General features: G+C 70.0%; 12 protein-coding genes, 1 pseudogene and 1 riboswitch. Of the genes and pseudogenes, 9 read left to right on the forward strand and 4 right to left on the reverse strand.

The window, feature by feature from the left end; translation table 11 throughout:
- The first annotated feature begins 61 nt into the window (after positions 1-61).
- Positions 62-190 carry a hypothetical protein gene (locus tag QE397_RS09555; RefSeq protein WP_307093034.1) on the forward strand — a complete coding sequence of 43 codons (129 nt, stop codon included), beginning with the start codon at positions 62-64 and terminating at the stop codon, positions 188-190.
- Between the two features lie 15 nt (positions 191-205).
- Here the strand turns inward: QE397_RS09555 and cobG are convergent, their stop codons facing one another.
- Complete coding sequence (cobG, locus tag QE397_RS09560; protein WP_307093036.1) at positions 206-1,339, reverse strand: precorrin-3B synthase; 1,134 nt, start codon at positions 1,337-1,339, stop codon at positions 206-208.
- A 40-nt stretch (positions 1,340-1,379) separates the two neighbouring features.
- Positions 1,380-1,444, forward strand: a riboswitch (cobalamin riboswitch).
- 57 nt (positions 1,445-1,501) lie between these two features.
- Here cobG and cobN point away from each other — a divergent pair.
- From cobN to QE397_RS09575, 3 genes are all read left to right on the forward strand, one after another.
- Positions 1,502-5,137, forward strand: coding sequence for a cobaltochelatase subunit CobN (gene cobN, locus QE397_RS09565; RefSeq protein WP_307093038.1), 3,636 nt, complete (start codon positions 1,502-1,504; stop codon positions 5,135-5,137).
- 19 nt (positions 5,138-5,156) lie between these two features.
- The gene (locus QE397_RS09570) at positions 5,157-5,537 is read left to right on the forward strand and encodes a PPOX class F420-dependent oxidoreductase (protein ID WP_222637530.1); all 381 of its coding nucleotides are present in this window, start codon (positions 5,157-5,159) and stop codon (positions 5,535-5,537) included.
- Positions 5,538-5,733: 196 nt separating this feature from the next.
- Positions 5,734-7,143: an HNH endonuclease signature motif containing protein gene (locus QE397_RS09575; RefSeq protein WP_307093041.1), complete on the forward strand. Its 1,410-nt coding sequence runs from the start codon at positions 5,734-5,736 to the stop codon at positions 7,141-7,143.
- 8 nt (positions 7,144-7,151) lie between these two features.
- Here QE397_RS09575 and QE397_RS09580 read toward each other — a convergent pair whose 3' ends face one another.
- From QE397_RS09580 to QE397_RS09590, 3 genes are read right to left on the reverse strand one after another with little or no spacing between them, the layout of a single operon-like run.
- Positions 7,152-8,546 (reverse strand): metallopeptidase TldD-related protein, encoded by a 1,395-nt coding sequence (locus QE397_RS09580; protein ID WP_307093042.1) that lies wholly within the window; start codon positions 8,544-8,546, stop codon positions 7,152-7,154.
- Entirely contained in the window at positions 8,543-10,069 is a 1,527-nt protein-coding gene (locus QE397_RS09585; RefSeq protein ID WP_307093044.1) for a TldD/PmbA family protein, read from the reverse strand. The genes QE397_RS09580 and QE397_RS09585 overlap by 4 nt, the downstream gene beginning before the upstream one ends.
- 10 nt (positions 10,070-10,079) lie before the next feature.
- Positions 10,080-10,847 (reverse strand): TSUP family transporter, encoded by a 768-nt coding sequence (locus QE397_RS09590; protein WP_056445145.1) that lies wholly within the window; start codon positions 10,845-10,847, stop codon positions 10,080-10,082.
- A gap of 43 nt (positions 10,848-10,890) precedes the next feature.
- Between QE397_RS09590 and QE397_RS09595 the strand changes: the two genes are divergently transcribed.
- From QE397_RS09595 to lnt, 5 genes and pseudogenes are all read left to right on the forward strand, one after another.
- Entirely contained in the window at positions 10,891-12,096 is a 1,206-nt protein-coding gene (locus tag QE397_RS09595) for a sensor histidine kinase (RefSeq protein ID WP_307093048.1), read from the forward strand.
- Positions 12,097-12,106: 10 nt separating this feature from the next.
- Positions 12,107-12,770: pseudogene (locus QE397_RS09600) on the forward strand (response regulator).
- 77 nt (positions 12,771-12,847) lie between these two features.
- Complete coding sequence (locus QE397_RS09605; protein WP_307093050.1) at positions 12,848-13,384, forward strand: FxsA family protein; 537 nt, start codon at positions 12,848-12,850, stop codon at positions 13,382-13,384.
- A 43-nt stretch (positions 13,385-13,427) separates the two neighbouring features.
- The gene (locus QE397_RS09610; protein ID WP_307093051.1) at positions 13,428-15,017 is read left to right on the forward strand and encodes an amidohydrolase; all 1,590 of its coding nucleotides are present in this window, start codon (positions 13,428-13,430) and stop codon (positions 15,015-15,017) included.
- Positions 15,014-16,594: an apolipoprotein N-acyltransferase gene (gene lnt, locus QE397_RS09615; protein ID WP_307093053.1), complete on the forward strand. Its 1,581-nt coding sequence runs from the start codon at positions 15,014-15,016 to the stop codon at positions 16,592-16,594. Before QE397_RS09610 ends, lnt begins: the two co-directional genes overlap by 4 nt.
- Positions 16,595-16,729 lie beyond the last annotated feature (135 nt).

The raw sequence follows: 16,729 nt of genomic DNA on the forward strand, positions 1-16,729 counted from the left end.
ACGCCCGTAACGTTGCCGAGACGAACGACCGCGGGGTCGTCGACGAGAACGGAGCCGAACCATGTTTCCGAGCACTCTGTTCGACCTCGCCGGCCACTGGCTGGTCGACAACTACGCCTTCCCTGGCCAACAGATACTGGCTATCGGTGCCACGCTGTACTACCTGATCGTGACCTCACCGGGCTCCTGATCGGATGCAGGCGGCTCAGGAGCGCTGGTAACCGCTCTCGGTCGCGACCACGTCGGTGACCTCACCGCGGGGTCGGCCACATCGGCGCTCACACCCGACCCAGTGCTCCCGGCCGTCGCCCACCTCGCCGTTCTCCACGGCGACGTCGAGATCGGCGCGCACGTCGGAGTGCGACTTCGCGCAGCCGGGAGAGCCGACGCACGAGCTGGCCCGCACCCACGGTGACTCCGCGTCGAAGATCAGGCCCATCGGGGCCAACACACGCACGACCTGCTCGGCGACGCCCTCGCCGAGATCGAGGAGCACGATGCCGCGCCACGGCGTGACGTGGATCGGCTTCTCGACCGCCGCGAGGAAGAGGGCGGTGCGGGCCGGCAGCACGCCGTGAGCGAGTGCGGCACCGAGCGCGACGGTGGCGTCGTCCTGCACGAACCATCCGATCGGCGGCTCCACCGACGTCTCGACGGCGACCCGAGGGTGGTCGCCGACAGCGTGATCGACGTGACCGAGCACAGCCTCCACGCCGTGCGGCATCTCCGCGATGCGCCAGTGCCCCTGCCGCTCGCGGCGGAACCCGCGCGCCGCGTCGAGCATCACCGCGACCGCGTCGGCCCGCGGGACCCGGACGCCGCTGTCGGCGCCCGCGAGGATGAGGGCGAAGGAGTCCTCGTCGACGGCGTGGACGCCGATGTCGGCGCCGAAACCCGTCACATCGCCGCGGCCGTCGTCGACCGAGAAGAGCACCCGACCCGGCAGGTCGGCCAGCTCAGGATCACCCGTGAGCGAGGTGTCCAGCGAGGACACCAGGTCGCGGACGTCGGCCGTTCCGCCGAGACGACCCGAGAGTGGCGACGCCAGGATGTTGCGGACCCGCTCGTGGGTCTCCGACGGCAGAAGTCCCGCGGCCGCGAGTCGGTCGGCCAGGTCGTCGGGATCGCGTACCGCGCGGAGCTGGACGTTCCCCCGGGAGGTGAGCACCAACTCACCGTCGGACAAATCTGTCGACGCCGCCGCGAGCACACCCATCTGCTCGGCGCTGAGCGCGCCGCCGGGCAGACGCACCCGAGCCAGCAAGCCGTCCTTCGCCTCGTGCAGTTGGAGCGCCCCGGGGCAGGCGTCCCGTCTGGTCCTGTCCCCGGCATCACTCATGCAGTCCAGGCTACGACGTACGATCATCGCGAAGCACCCCGGAAGCCGGTGAGACTCCGGCGCGGTCGCGCCACTGTGACTCCAGCGTCTCCGGAGAAGTCAGACCTGGGGTGCACACCGACGCCGACGGGGCGCGAAAACCCCAGGGAAGGCTCCACCACCGTGATCTTGCTGCTCTCGACATCCGACACCGACCTGCTGAGCGCACGTGCCTCCGGCGCCGAGTACCGCTGGGCCAACCCGTCCCGCATCCTCGTCGACGCCGATCTGCCAACGCTCATGGACGGTGTCGACCTGGTGGTCGTGCGCATTCTCGGCGGGCGCCGGATGTGGGAGAGCGGTATCGACGCGGTGCTCCGCGGCCCCGTTCCGGTGGTCATGCTGGGCGGCGAGCAGGCTCCTGATGCCGAGCTGACGGAACTGTCGACGGTTCCGGCGAATGTGGCAGCGCAGGCGCACCAGTACCTGGCCGAGGGCGGCGCGGACAACCTCCGCGAGCTGTCGTGGTTCCTGTCGGACACCGTTCTGCTCACCGGTCACGGATTCGAGCCGCCCGCCCATCTCCCCACCTGGGGTGTGCTGCGCACCCGTGCGCCTTTTGCGCATCCAGAGGTACGCGAAAGGCGCACGGGGGCAGAGCCCACGATCGCCGTCCTGTACTACCGAGCCCAGCACCTCGCGGGCAACGTCGACTACATCCATGCCCTGTGCGACGCCATCGAGGCGAAGGGCGCCCGCGCGCTCCCGATCTACTGTGCGTCGCTGCGCAGCGCGGAACCCGAACTGCTCGAGGCGTTGCGCGAAGCCGACTCCATGGTGGTCACCGTGCTCGCGGCCGGCGGAACCCGTCCCGCCAACGTGGGCGCCGGTGGCGACGACGAGGCCTGGGACGTCGCCGAGCTCGCCGCGCTCGACGTGCCGATCCTGCAGGGCCTGTGCCTCACCAGCTCCCGCGCGATGTGGGACGCGAACGACGACGGCATGTCCCCGCTGGACGTCGCGACCCAGGTCGCGGTGCCCGAGTTCGACGGTCGCATCATCACGGTGCCGTTCTCGTTCAAGGAGATCGACGCCGACGGCCTCAGCACGTACGTACCCGACCACGAGCGCTGTGCGCGTGTCGCCGGCATCGCGGTCCGGCATGCTCGACTGCGCCGAATTCCCGCAGCCGACAAGCGCATTGCGCTGATGCTGTCCGCGTACCCGACCAAGCACGCCCGCATCGGCAACGCCGTCGGACTCGACACCCCGGCGTCGGCGATCGGTCTGCTGACGCGGATGCGCGAGTTGGGCTACGACATCGGACCCGTCGACGGTGACGACGCGGTGCCCGGCCTCGCCGCGCAGGACGGCGACGCCCTCATCCACGCGCTCATCGCCGCCGGTGGGCAGGACGCCGACTGGCTCACCGCCGAGCAGCTCGAGGGCAACCCCATCCGTATCTCGGCCGCGCGCTACCGACGCTGGTTCGACACGCTGCCGGAGGACCTGCGATCCGGCGTGGTCGAACACTGGGGCGAGGCACCGGGCGAGCTGTACGTCGACCGTTCGGCGGATCCGGAGGGCGAGATCGTCATCGCCGCACTGCGGTTCTCCAACGTCGTCCTCATGGTGCAGCCGCCTCGCGGGTTCGGCGAGAACCCCGTGGCGATCTACCACGATCCGGATCTTCCCCCCAGCCACCACTACCTCGCCGCTTACCGCTGGCTCGCGGCCCCGGAGGAGGACGGCGGTTTCGCCGCGGACGCCGTCGTGCACCTCGGCAAGCACGGCAACCTCGAGTGGTTGCCCGGCAAGACTCTCGGCATGTCCGCTTCGTGCGGCACCGACGCCGCGTTGGGCGATCTGCCACTGATCTACCCATTCCTGGTCAACGACCCGGGTGAGGGGACACAGGCCAAGCGCCGCGCGCACGCGACTCTCGTCGACCACCTCATCCCGCCGATGGCCCGCGCCGAGAGCTACGGCGACATCACCCGCCTCGAGCAGTTGCTCGACGAGCACTCGAACATCTCGACGCTGGACCCGGCCAAACTGCCGGCGATTCGTCAGCAGATCTGGACGCTCATGACCGCGGCCCAGATGCACAAGGACCTCGGCCTGGAGGAACGCCCCGACGAAGAGGTGTTCGACGACATGCTGCTGCACGTCGACGGCTGGCTGTGCGAGATCAAGGACGTGCAGATCCGCGACGGGCTCCACGTCCTCGGGCAGGCTCCGCGCGGTGAGGCGGAGGTCGACCTCGTGCTTGCCATGCTGCGGGCCCGTCAGATGTGGGGTGGGGAGCGCACCGTTCCGGGTCTGCGGGAAGCATTGGGTCTCAGCGAGGACGGCGACGAGGCCCGTACGTCGGTCGATGCCGTCGAGGAGCAGGCACGTGGTCTCGTTGCGGCACTGCACCGCGCCGACTGGTCGGTGGACGCCGTCGACGGCATCGCCGCGGGACTGCCCGACACGGTCGCCGAGATCCTCCGCTTCGCGGCCACCGAGGTGGTTCCCCGTTTGCGCGGGACCGACCAGGAGATCGACCGTGTGCTGCATGCGCTGAACGGCGGATTCATCCCGGCCGGCCCCAGCGGGTCGCCGCTGCGTGGACTCATCAATGTGCTGCCGACCGGCCGCAACTTCTACTCGGTCGACCCCAAGGCGGTGCCGTCGCGGCTCGCGTGGGAGACCGGCCAGGCGATGGCCGAGTCGCTCGTGGCCCGCTACCTGCAGGATCACGGCGAGTACCCGCGCTCTGTCGGGTTGTCGGTGTGGGGGACCAGCGCCATGCGTACCTCGGGTGACGACGTGGCCGAGGTGTTCGCACTGCTCGGCGTGCTGCCCGTGTGGGACGAGGCGTCGCGCCGCGTCACGCACCTCGAACCGATCGCTCTGGACGAGCTGAAACGGCCGCGTATCGACGTGACGGTCCGCATCTCCGGCTTCTTCCGCGACGCATTCCCGCACGTGCTCGCGATGATGGACGACGCCGTCCGCATGGTCGCGGGCCTGGACGAGACCGACGAGCAGAACTATGTGCGTGCGCACGCACAGGCCGATCTCGCGGAGCACGGCGACGACCGCCGAGCCACCACCCGCATCTTCGGATCCAAGCCCGGCACGTACGGCGCCGGACTGCTGCAGTTGATCGACAGCAAGAGCTGGCGCAGTGACGAGGATCTGGCGCAGGTCTACACGACGTGGGGCGGCTTCGCGTACGGCCGCGGACTGAACGGCGTCCCGGCAGCGGACGACATGCGTTCGTCCTACCGGCGCATCGCGGTGGCGGCGAAGAACACCGACACCCGCGAGCACGACATCGCCGACTCCGACGACTACTTCCAGTACCACGGCGGCATGGTGGCGACCGTGCGTGCGCTCACCGGAACGTCTCCCGAGGCGTACATCGGCGACAGCACCCGCCCGGAATCGGTGCGCACCCGCACGCTGCACGAGGAGACGTCCCGCGTGTTCCGTGCGCGCGTCGTCAACCCGCGCTGGATGGACGCGATGCGGCGGCACGGGTACAAGGGCGCATTCGAGATGGCCGCGACGGTCGACTACTTGTTCGGGTACGACGCCACCACGGGAGTCGTGCAGGACTGGATGTACGAGAAGCTCACGCAGGAGTACGTCCTCGACGAGACCAATCGGAAGTTCATGTCGACGTCCAATCCCTGGGCGCTGCACGGCATCTCCGAGCGACTGCTCGAGGCCGTGGAACGCGGCATGTGGGTGGAACCGGACCCGGCAGTGCTCGCGGACCTCCGTGCGGCCTACCTCGAGAGCGAAGGCGAGCTCGAGGGCGACTGACCGGCCTATCCTGTCTCGTATGAGCAACCCGTTCGGTGACGTCGGCACCGCGAAGTACGTCCTCCTGACCACGTTCACCAAGGACGGCACCCCCAAGCCGACACCCATCTGGGCGGCCCTCGACGGGGATCGGCTCCTCATGTGGACGCAGCGAGAGTCGTGGAAGGTGAAGCGGATCCGCAACACGCCGCGCGTCACGGTCGCGACCTGCGATCGCAGTGGAAAGAACGTGGGCCCGGCCATGGACGCTGTCGCCGAGGTGCTGGACGACGCAGGCACCGCGCGTACCCGCGACGTGGTGATCGAGAAGTACGGCATCACCGGCCGCATCGTGGTGACGATGAGCTCGCTCTTCAAGGGCAAGAGCAGCACCGTCGGTCTGGCGCTCCGCGTCGCTTGATGGCTGTTCTAGTAGACCTCACTGAACGCCTGCCGGATCAGGCGCTCCCGCTGACACTCCATGTTCCCGGAGGAGTTGCGAGGCGCCGCGCGGCCAGGTTCGAACATACGTTCTAGTTTCTGTCGGTGGAGTGAGTTAATGTTTGGTCAGGTCGTCGGGGGGCGGCCTGATCGGGGCATCACCGGGGGGTGAATTCGTGTACGACGCAACAGTTTCCATCGATGTGTTGGTGTCGGCGAAGGTCGACGCCCAGGCCTCGTTCGCCCGCACCGTCGCCGCGTCGTGCTCCTACATCCACTCCGAGTCCCGACGCCCCGCCGTGCTCGCCACTGGTGGGGTATTCGACGCCGACGCCGCCGAAGCATGCGCAGTCGCGGAGGTCGCGTCGGCGCTGTCGGTGTCCAACAGCACTGTCACGGAGTGGCTGTTTCTGATTCGCACCGCCCGTCCTGCGGTGCAGGAAGCGTTCGATGCGGGCCGGTTGGCGTACGCGGCGTTCCGCACGGTCTGCCGATCCCTGGCCGGGTTCCATCATGTGACCGAAGCATTACTGCAGCGGGTCATTGCTGTCGCAGCCCGGTGCACGCCGGGTGCGGTCGCGTCGGCGATCGACCGAATCCTCGCCGACTTCGACGCCGACTGGCACCGCATCGTCCGTGAACGGGCAGCATTGGAGCGGTCGGCGACGGTCCGCAAGCTCCCGCGCGATCAGGCCGAGCTGAAGATCCGTGGTCCGGCCGACAAAGTCGCCGCACTGTGGCGGAACATCGCCGCTACCGCCGCACGCGGGGTGACGGACCCGAGTTCGTTGCCGTCTCGGTTGTTCGACGCGGCGCATTCGCTCCTGACGGGGGCCGTGTCGGGTACGCCGGCCAACCGTGCCGTGATCGTGCTCGATGCGGCCACGGCGGCGGGGTTGGCGGGGAATCCGGGGCATCTCGTGGGTTGGGGTCCCGTCCCGGCCGATGTGGCGCGGAGAATCGCCGGGGATGCGACGTGGCAGGCACTCATCACCGCAGCCGGCGGAACTGAACCGCGGGCGGGATGCAGCTGCCTATGCCCACAACACGACCCACCGACCGACTCCGAACCACCGGCCCCGCCCGTGCCGATCGACGGTCGGGAAGTCCGCCGCACCCGCCGCATGCCCGCAGGCTGGACACCGACCACGGGGAAACTGGGCAGCACGACAGCCCGCAAAGCCAGGGAGCAGGTCGACTATCTCCGCACGCTCCCACCATCGGCGGTGGACCGTGCCGTCGCCGACCCCGACGGACATGGGGGATTCGCCGTACCCCCGGCCGGGGCGTTGACCTACCGGCCGTCCGAGGCGATCACGTCGCTGGTGACAGCGCTGTATTCGACGTGCGTTCACCCGGGATGTGCTGTGCCCAGCGAGGGCTGCGATCTCGACCATGTCGTCCCGTTCGACCACACCGACCCGGAGAGAGGCGGATGGACCGTCACCGGCAACCTCGCGCCGCTGTGCCGTCGGCACCACGGCCTGAAGACCCGGCGGCAGTGGCACCACCGCATGCTCCGGGACGGGATCGTCCATGTCCGCGACTCGCACGGCACCGACTACTTCACCGCACCCGGCGAATGAGGCCCCTCCTACTGGGCCGCGCTCACGGACGACATGTGGAAGTCGGGGATCCGCAGCGGGGGCATCGCTGCGCGGGTGAACCAGTCCGACCACTCACGCGGCAGGGTGGGAACGGTCGTACCCGCCTCTGTCGCGCGGCGCAGGATGTCGAGCGGGCTCTCGTTGAACCGGAAGTTGTTCACGGCAGCAGTCACTCGGCCGTCCTCCACCAGGTAGACGCCGTCCCGCGTCAACCCGGTGAGGAGCATGGTCGTCGGGTCCACCTCGCGGATGTACCAAAGTGTCGTCAACAAGAGTCCTCGTTCGGTGCGCGCGACGAGGTCGTCGACGGAACCGCCGGCGCCGCCCACCATGACGAGGTTGTCGCCGGGCACAGTGGGTGTGGTCCCGAATTCTGCTGCGGCGGAACGCGGGTAGGCAAGGGAGGTGATTGCACCGTCGCGGATCCAGTCGGTGCGGCCGGCGTCCATTCCGTTGTCGAACACCGACACCGCGTCGCTCGAGGATCCGGTGACCACGAACGGGGCGTACTCGAGGCCGTTCTCGGACGGGTCGGAGTACAGCGTGAGACCGAGGTGTCCGAGCACCTCACCGACGCGGGTGCCGCCGCCGGGAGCGGACAGGGCGGTGCGGCCCTCCTGCGCGCCCCGGCCGTCCATCGACCACAGCAGATCGATCATCAGATCGGCGACCGCGGACGGTGGGAGGATCGTCTCGTAGCGTCCCGCGGGAAGGTCGACGGTCCGGGCGGACCAGTCGAGCCGGCGCGTCAGTTCGGCCAGGGACGCATCCAGATCGATGTCGCGGAAGTCTCGGGTACCGGTGCCCACCCAGGCACTGGCACCGCCCGAGAGACCACCCCTCTTACCGTTGATCTCGAGCGACCCGACAGGTTCGACGACGCGCCGCCGCACCCCGGTGGACGTGCCCAGCCACACGGTACGGACCGTGTGATGCGCGAAGCCGTACAACGCATCGGCTCCGTCGAATCCCCGCGCCAGGCCGGGTACCACGGAGTCGAACACGTCGATCCCCGTGCGGAGCGGGACGTCGCCCCAGCCGGAGTCCGGCGTCGGGGCGCCCTCGACGAGGGGCATCGCATCGGTGGCGGGCTGAGCCACACGAGCGGCGTCCTCGGCGGCTGCCACGACGCCGGCGACATCATCCGGATCCATGCTCGTGGACGAGACCGTTCCCACCCGCGCCGCCGTGCCGTCCCGCACGATCGAGACGACGGTCCAGGACCTCGAGTCACCCACGCCGTTGGTGGTCATCGAGTTCCCGGCCCACCGCAGGGATGCCTCCGAGATGTCGGCGACGATCACGACGGTGTCCGAGACGGTGGCGTACGACAGCGCACGCTCCACCAGATCGTGGCCGCCGAGGGGAGTGCTGACGCTCACTGACCCGCCTCCGTTCGTGTGTTGAGGACGTTGACCGAACGGAAGAGAGCAGCGGGGCAGCCGTGCGACACCGCCGCCACCTGACCGGGCTGCGCCTTGCCGCAGTTGAACGCGCCGCCCAGACGCCACGTGGACGGTCCGCCCACCGCCTCCATCGAGCCCCAGAAATCGGTGGTCGTCGCCTGGTACGCCAGGTCCCGGACCTGGCCCGCGAGAGCCCCGTTCTCGATGCGGAAGAAGCGCTGGCCGGTGAACTGGAAGTTGTAGCGCTGCATGTCGATCGACCACGACTTGTCGCCCACCACATAGACGCCGTGCTCGACGTCGGCGATGAGATCGTCCACGCTGCGATCGACGTGCGGGTCCGGTTGCAGCGAGACGTTGGCCATCCGCTGGATCGGGACGTGGTGGGGCGAGTCCGCGTACGAGCACCCGTTCGACCGCTCGAGCCCGAGGCGGGGGGCGAACACCCTGTCGAGCTGGTAGCCGACGAGAACCCCGTCGCGCACCAGATCCCACGACTGCGAGGCCACGCCGTCGTCGTCCCACCCGATGCTGGACAACCCGTGGCGTTCGGTGCGGTCGGCGGTCACGTGCATCGACTCACTGCCGTAGCGCAGCGTGCCGAGCTGGTCGGGCTTCGCGAAGGACGTTCCGGCGTAGGCGGCCTCGTAGCCGATGGCTCGGTCGTATTCCGTGGCGTGGCCGATGGACTCGTGGATGGTGAGCCACAGGTTGGTCGGGTCGATCACCAGATCGGTGAGACCCGGCTCCACGCCGGGGGCCTTCGTCTTCTCGGCGAGCCAGTCGGGGATGCGCGAGAGTTCGTCGTCCCAGTCCCACAGTCCGTCGGCGCCGGTCCCGTCGGAGGTCAGGTACTCCCAGCCGCGTCCCGTCGGGGGAGCGAGGGTGCGCATCGAATCGAAGCCACCCGACGCGGAATCGACGGACACGGCGTCGATCTGCGGGTGGAGTCGCACCCGTTGCTGCGTGATGCGCGACCCGGCGAGGTCGGCGTAGAACGACTGCTCCTTGACCTGCAGCACGGAGGCACTCACGTGGTCGACGCCGTCCGAGGCCAGCAGACGGCCGGAGTACTCGCCCAGCAGATCGACCTTGTCGGTGGTGGGGACGTCGAAGGGATCGATCTCGTAGTCCGACACCCACGACACGTTCTCGTACACCGGCTCGGAGGCGAGCACGACGGGATCCCGGTTCAGGTCGCGCAACGCCTGCGCGACGAGCACGGCGCGCGAGGTGACGGAGACGGCCTCGTCCACCGACAGCACCGCGCCGGACGCGAAGCCCCAGGTGCCGTCGACGATCACCCGGACCGCGAGGCCGAGCGTCGTCGCCTCGACACTCGACTGCACCTCGCCGTCGCGGAGAGCGAGCGACTGCGTCCGCAAGCGATGCACCCGCAGATCCGCATGCGTGGCACCGGACGCACGTGCCGCTGTCAGCGCCGCGTCCGCGAGCGCGTGCAGTGGCAGGGCGACGAAATCGCTGTCGACGTCTCTCACATCGGTGACGCTAGCCGAACTGTTGCCACCCGAGTCGGATGACGAGCGCGAACACCACCACCAGCAACACGATGCGCACGAACCCGGCGCCCCGCGAGATCGCCATGCGTGAGCCGACCAGCGAGCCCGCGACGTTCGCGACGGCCATGGCGAGGCCGAGCAACCACAGGACGTCGTCGGTCGCCGAGAAGTACAGGAGGGCGCCGATGTTGGATCCCAGATTCAGCACCTTCGCCATCGCCGCGCTGCGCACGAACTCGGTGCCGAGCAGGGTGGCGAACGTGATGATGAGGAAGGTGCCGGTGCCCGGACCGAGGATGCCGTCGTAGAACCCGATGGCGACGGCGGCCACCACCACCACGATGGTGATGCGGCGGCGCGTCGGCGGATCACCCACCACGACGCCGACGGTGGGGCGCAGCGTCACCAGCACCGCGACGCCGACCAGCACCACCAGCACGATGGGGATGAAGAGGTCCTTGTCGATGAGGCTGACGGTGGCGGCGCCGAACGCCGCGCCGACCGCGGCCACCACTCCGGCGGGTGCGAGGAGCCGCCAGTTCATCGGGACCTTGCGGGAGAAGGTCAGCACCGCGGCGGTGGTGCCGGCGACGGAGGCCAGCTTGTTGGTGGCCAGCACGGTCTGCTGGGTCGTGGCCGCCGGCGTGACCAACAGGAGTGCGGGCAGCAGGATGAGCCCGCCGCCACCGACCACGGCGTCCACCCAACCCGCCGCCAGCGCGGCAGCCAGCAACACCGACCAGTCACCAGCACCCATGGCGGACATTCGATCACAGCTCCCGCGCTACGCTTCGACCACGATGCGCCGATTCAGCGAATGGCTCCGCCACCGTCCGTTCGCGGTCGACTGTGCGCTGGCGGTGTCACTCTTCCTCATCGAGCTCACGGCCGTCGCTGCCGTGGAGCAGCCACTCGTCTACGTGGCGATGGCGGTCGCCGTGTCCACGCCGATCGCCTGGCGCCGCCGCTACCCGGTGGCCGCCGCCTGGACGGCGCTCGCACTCGGCCAGGTCGCGACTCTGATGGTGTGGGCATCGGAGGAACCGCGCACGCTGCCGCCCGGGCAGCTCGGCTTCGTGGTGATGCTCTACACGCTGGCCGTGTACACCGACCGGCGCACGACCCTCCTCTTCGCGCTGGGCCTCGCGGCCGACATCGTCGTCGTGCGACTCGTGCTCGGGTCCGACTGGACCTCCACCATCTTCTTCGTCCTCCTCTACGCCCTGGCCTACATCACGGCGGAGTTCCTCGGGACTCGCCGGGCCTACGTCGCCGAGGTCAGCGCACGGCTCGCCGTCGCCGAATCCGATCGTGACCGACGCGCCGTCGAGGCGGTGTCCGCCGAGCGCACCCGCATCGCCCGCGAACTGCACGACGTGGTGGCCCACGCGGTGAGCGTCATGATCGTGCAGGCGGACGGGGCGTCCTACGCGCTGCGGTCGGACCCGGTGCGGGCCGCGGCGGCACTCGCGAACATCTCCGCGACCGGCCGCACCGCACTCACCGAACTCCGACGCACGGTGTCGCTGTTGCGGACCGACGAGTCGTCCGAGTCCCACCCCGAGTACGGCACCGCGGCCCTCGCCAAGATCGTGGAGTTGATGCGCGCCGCCGGACTGCGGGTGTCCATCGAGCAGACGGGCGAACTCGACGACCTGCCGCCGGCGGTGTCGCTCGGGGTGCACCGGCTGGTGCAGGAATCGCTCACCAACGTGCTGCGCCACGGCGGTGAGCGGCCCCGAGCCGTGGTGGCCGTGCGCCGCGAACCGTCCGCGGTGACGGTGTCGGTGATCAATTCCTCGGACGACACCGGCCCGGCCGTCGACATCCACGCCGCACCCACCACCAGCGGCTTCGGCGTCATCGGCATGCGCGAACGCGTCGCCGTGCTGGGCGGAGAGCTCCGCGCCGGTCCGCTGCCGGACGGCCGGTGGCGCGTGGCCGCGACGCTGCCCCTCGAACTGAAGGCCGCGCTGGGCGTCGACCAGGACCACCCGGACCGCTAGGTTGTCTCCCGTGTCCATCTCGGTGCTCCTGGTCGACGATCAGGAACTGATGCGCATGGGTCTGTCGATGGTTCTCGGCGCGCAGCCCGACATCGACGTGGTGGGCGACGTGCCCGACGGTGCCACCGCGATCGCCGCGGCCGCGCGCCTCGAACCGGACGTCGTGCTGATGGACGTCCGCATGCCCGGTATCGACGGTGTCTCGGCCACCGAACGCATCATCGCGGCGCAACCCGAGGTGCGGGTCATCGTCATGACGACCTTCGACCTGGACGAACACGCCCTGGGCGCACTGCGTGCCGGTGCCAGCGGATTCCTCCTCAAGGACACGCCTCCGGAGGACCTCGTGTCCGCGATCCGCAGCGTGGCGGCAGGGGACGCCGTCGTCTCGCCGCGGGTGACCCGACGTCTGCTCTCCCGCATCGTCGCCGGGCAACCCGCGCGATGTTCCCGGACGATCGGCAGCCGTCGAGTCGCTCACCGACCGTGAGCGCGAGGTGCTGCTGCTCATCGCCGCCGGCAAGTCGAACGCCGAGATCGCGGGTGAGCTGTTCCTGTCCGAGGCGACCGTCAAGACCCACGTCGGCCGCATGCTCACCAAGCTCGGGCTGCGCGATCGCGTCCAGGCCGTCGTGCTCGCCTACGAGCTCGGACTGGTCACTCCGGGCGCCTGACCGGCCGGGAGAAAAACGAGGCGGTCGCGCGTTGACACGGCAGACGGGTTCGACCAGTCGCCGAAAGGACTCCCGCGATGCCACTGCTCTACTTCTTCCTCTACCTCGTCGTCGAGATCAGCGCCCTCGTGTGGCTCGGCTCGGCGATCGGCATCCTGTGGACGGTGTTCGTGGTGATCGCACTGTCCGCTCTGGGCATGGTCGCGATCCGCTCCCAGGGTCGGCGCGTGCTCTCGGAACTGCGCTCGGCCAACGCCGGACGCCGCTCACCCGGCGGCGCGGTCGCGGACGGTGCGCTCGTGGCCCTCGGCTCGGTCCTGCTGACGATCCCCGGTCTCGTCTCGAGCGTCCTCGGCCTGCTGCTGATGATCCCGCTGACCCGCGCGCTGCTACGTCCGGTCATCGCGCGGTCCGCCGCCCGGCGCGTCGAGACGGCCGTGGCCTCGGGCCGTACGTTCCCGCCCGGCGGATTCGGGCCGCAGGGATTCGGGCCGCAGGGATTCGGGGCCGGTCACGTGGTCATCGACGGCGACGTGATGCCGGACCGCGGGAATTCGGTCCCTCGCGACACCCGCGGTGTGATCGACGGCACCACCGGCCGCGACGAGCGCTGACCCCCGACACCCCGGCCGCCCGACACCGGGCACACTGGCGAGCGTGAGTACGCAACTGCTGGTCGGCGGACGGATCTACAGCCCGTCCGCGCCCGACGCGACAGCCATGGCCGTCACCGACGGCACCGTCGTCTGGATCGGTGAGGATCGCCCCGCGCGGGCGCTGCATCCCGACGCCGAGGTGGTGGAACTGAACGGGGAGTTCGTGACTCCCGCGTTCGTGGACACCCACGTCCACACCACCGCCACCGGTCTGGCGCTCATCGGACTCGATCTGAGCGGCGCTCGGTCTCTCGACGAGTGCCTGCGCGCTCTCGCCGCGTACGCGGCCGAGGACGGGGGCACCCTGATCTGGGGGCAGAACTGGGACGAGTCGACGTGGCCGGAGGGGCGCGGCCCCACCACCGCGGAGCTCGACGCCGCAGCACCCGGACGGGCCGTGTACCTCTCGCGCATCGACGCGCACTCCGCGGCGTGCTCGACGGTGCTGCGTCGCGCCGCCGGAGACGTGGTCGCCACCGCAGATCCGCAACGGCCGCTCATCGCGGAGGCGCACCATGCCGTGCGCACCCGGGCGCTGGACCTGCTGAGCCCCGCGGGCCGGCACCGCGCCCGCGTCGCCGCGCTCGATCATGCTGCCGCGCACGGGGTCGCCGCCGTGCACGAGTGCGCCGGCCCCGACATCTCCGGCCGCGTCGACCTGGCCGAACTCCTCGCCCTCGAGCACGGCGTCGAGGTGCGCGCCTACTGGGGCGAGGCCGTCTCGACCCCGGACGAGGCGACGGCACTCCTGGCCGCGACCGGCGCGCACGCCCTGGGCGGCGACCTCTTCGTCGACGGTTCGATCGGCTCGCACACCGCCTGGCTGCACGACCACTACGCCGACCACTCCGGTTGCGGCCGTTCGTATCTCGACGTCGACGCGATCGCGGCGCACGTCTCCGCCTGCACCCGCGCCGGTATCCAGGCCGGCTTCCACGTCATCGGCGACGCCGCCACCACTGCCGTGGTCGAGGCGTTCGGACGGGTCGTGGCCGAGCTCGGCGGCCCCGCCGTGGCGTCTCGCGGCCATCGCCTCGAACACATCGAGATGGTGTCGTCCGAGCAGGCCGACGCCCTCGCGGCGTGGGGTGTCATCGCGAGCGTGCAACCGGTGTTCGACACCTACTGGGGCGGTGAGGAGGGCCTGTACGCCACTCGACTCGGCGCGGAGCGCGCTCGCGCACTCAACCCGCTGGCGATGATGGCGTCCGCCGGGGTGTCGCTGGCCATCGGGTCGGACGCACCCGTCACGCCGCTCGAGCCGTGGCGCGGTGTCCGCGGAGCGGTCAACCACCGCACACCGGGCAGTGCCGTCTCGCCCCGCGCCGCGTTCTCCGCGGCCACGCGCGGCGCCTGGCGCGCCGGGGGAGTGCGCGACGGCCTGGCCGGCACGCTGGTGCCGGGCGCGCCGGCCAGCTATGCGGTGTGGGATGCCGCGGAACTGGTCGTGAGCGCACCACGGGATTCGGTGCAGCGCTGGTCCACCGACCCGCGGTCACGAGTTCCGGCCCTGCCTCGCCTCGATCCCGAGGCGCCGGACCCGGTGTGCCTGGAGACCGTGCACCGCGGCGCCACGGTGTACCGCGCGTGAGCGTTCCCGCTCGACTGATCCCACCCGCGCGGCTCGCTCTCTCGGCCGGCGCCGGCGCGCTCCTGTTCGCGTCGTTCCCACCGCGATCACTGTGGTTTCTCGCGCCCGTCGCCCTGGCGCTCGTCACGTTCGTCCTGACCGAGCGGCGGGTCGACGATCCGGCGCGCGCCCTGTCGCTGAAGGGCGGCTTCCTGTACGGGTTCGCCTTCGGCCTCGGCTTCTTCCTGCCGCTGCTCCCGTGGATCGGCGTGTACGTCGGACCGCTGCCGTGGATCGCGCTTGCCGTCGCGGAGTCACTGTTCCTCGGTCTGTTCGGACTGCTCGCCGTGGTGGTGTCCCGCCTGCCGCTCGCCGCGGTGTGGATCACCATGGTGTGGTCACTGACGGAGTGGTTGCGCAGCACGGTCCCGTTCGGCGGATTCCCCTGGGGCCGTCTGGCCTTCGGTCAGTCCGAGTCACCCCTGCTTCCGCTGGCCGCACTCGGCGGCGCCCCGCTGCTCAGCGCCGCGGTGGCACTGATCGGTGTGTGCCTGACGCTGCTGTGCAGGACGGTGCGAACCGGCTTCGCCGTCACTTCGGTCGCCGGGCTGGTCGCGCTCGCCGCCGTGGCGCCGGTCGTCGCCCTCTCCGTACGCCCCACGCTCGCGGGTCCGCAGGACGGCGACGACACGATCACCATCGCGGCCATCCAGGGCAGCGTTCCCCGGCTCGGCCTCGACTTCAACGCGCAACGCCGCCAGGTGCTCGACAACCACGTGAACGAGACTCTCCGGCTGGCGGAGGAGGTCGAGGCGGGGCGGACCCCGAAGCCCGACGTCGTCATCTGGCCGGAGAACGCGTCGGACGTCGATCCCACCCGCGACGCGACCGCAGCGGCCGAGATCACGGCCGCCTCCGTCCGGATCGACGCACCGATTCTCGTGGGCGCGGTGCTGTCGAATGCCGACGGCACCTCCACCAACTCGGTCATCGCCTGGGACGGAGCCGCCGGACCGGGGGAGCGCCACGACAAGAAGATCGTCCAACCGTTCGGGGAGTATCTGCCGTACCGCAGCTTCTTCCGGCTGTTCTCCTCGTACGCCGACTCGGCGGGCAACTTCGTGCCCGGCGACGGCGACGGCGTCGTGCACGTGCCCGCCGGCACGGATCGCGAGCAGCGGGCTCTCGCCGTGGGAGTCGCGACCTGCTACGAGGTGGCCTTCGACCGCGCACCCACCGAGGCGGTGCGCGCCGGCGCCCAGATTCTCGCGGTGCCCACCAACAACGCGACCTTCGGCGACACGGAGATGACTTACCAGCAGCTGGCCATGTCGCGAGTCCGGGCGGTGGAGCACTCGAGGACCGTCGTGGTCGCCGCCACCAGCGGGGTCAGCGCCGTCATCGCGCCCGACGGTTCCGTGACCTCGCGAACCGCTCTCTTCGACGCCGACCATCTGGTCGCCACGGTGGGTCTGCGCACCGACACCACACTCGCGACACGGCTGGGATCCACCGTCGTGTACGTGTTCGTGGCCCTCGGCGTCCTGAGTGTGATCGGCGCCACGATACCGAACGTTCGACGGCGCCGGGCCCACTGACCGGGCACACGGCTCCGCGTCCGCTGGTCGGGGCGGTCTTTCCGCACTTTTCGTGATCTGTCACCGCGATGGACGTAACGTTTCGGGTCCGCAAACCGAGAAGTTGGTAAGTCTCACCCATCCACGGCGGGTGGT

It is taken from the genome of Rhodococcus sp. SORGH_AS_0301, assembly GCF_030818285.1.
In the GTDB taxonomy this organism is placed as follows: Bacteria; Actinomycetota; Actinomycetes; order Mycobacteriales; family Mycobacteriaceae; genus Rhodococcoides.

Bases quoted from the DNA above. Each gene is read 5' to 3' on its own strand.
- QE397_RS09555 (WP_307093034.1), top strand. From the start codon at position 62: ATGTTTCCGAGCACTCTGTTCGACCTCGCCGGCCACTGGCTGGTCGAC.
- cobG (WP_307093036.1), bottom strand. From the start codon at position 1,339: ATGAGTGATGCCGGGGACAGGACCAGACGGGACGCCTGCCCCGGGGCG.
- QE397_RS09570 (WP_222637530.1), top strand. From the start codon at position 5,157: ATGAGCAACCCGTTCGGTGACGTCGGCACCGCGAAGTACGTCCTCCTG.
- QE397_RS09590 (WP_056445145.1), bottom strand. From the start codon at position 10,847: ATGGGTGCTGGTGACTGGTCGGTGTTGCTGGCTGCCGCGCTGGCGGCG.
- QE397_RS09595 (WP_307093048.1), top strand. From the start codon at position 10,891: ATGCGCCGATTCAGCGAATGGCTCCGCCACCGTCCGTTCGCGGTCGAC.
- QE397_RS09605 (WP_307093050.1), top strand. From the start codon at position 12,848: ATGCCACTGCTCTACTTCTTCCTCTACCTCGTCGTCGAGATCAGCGCC.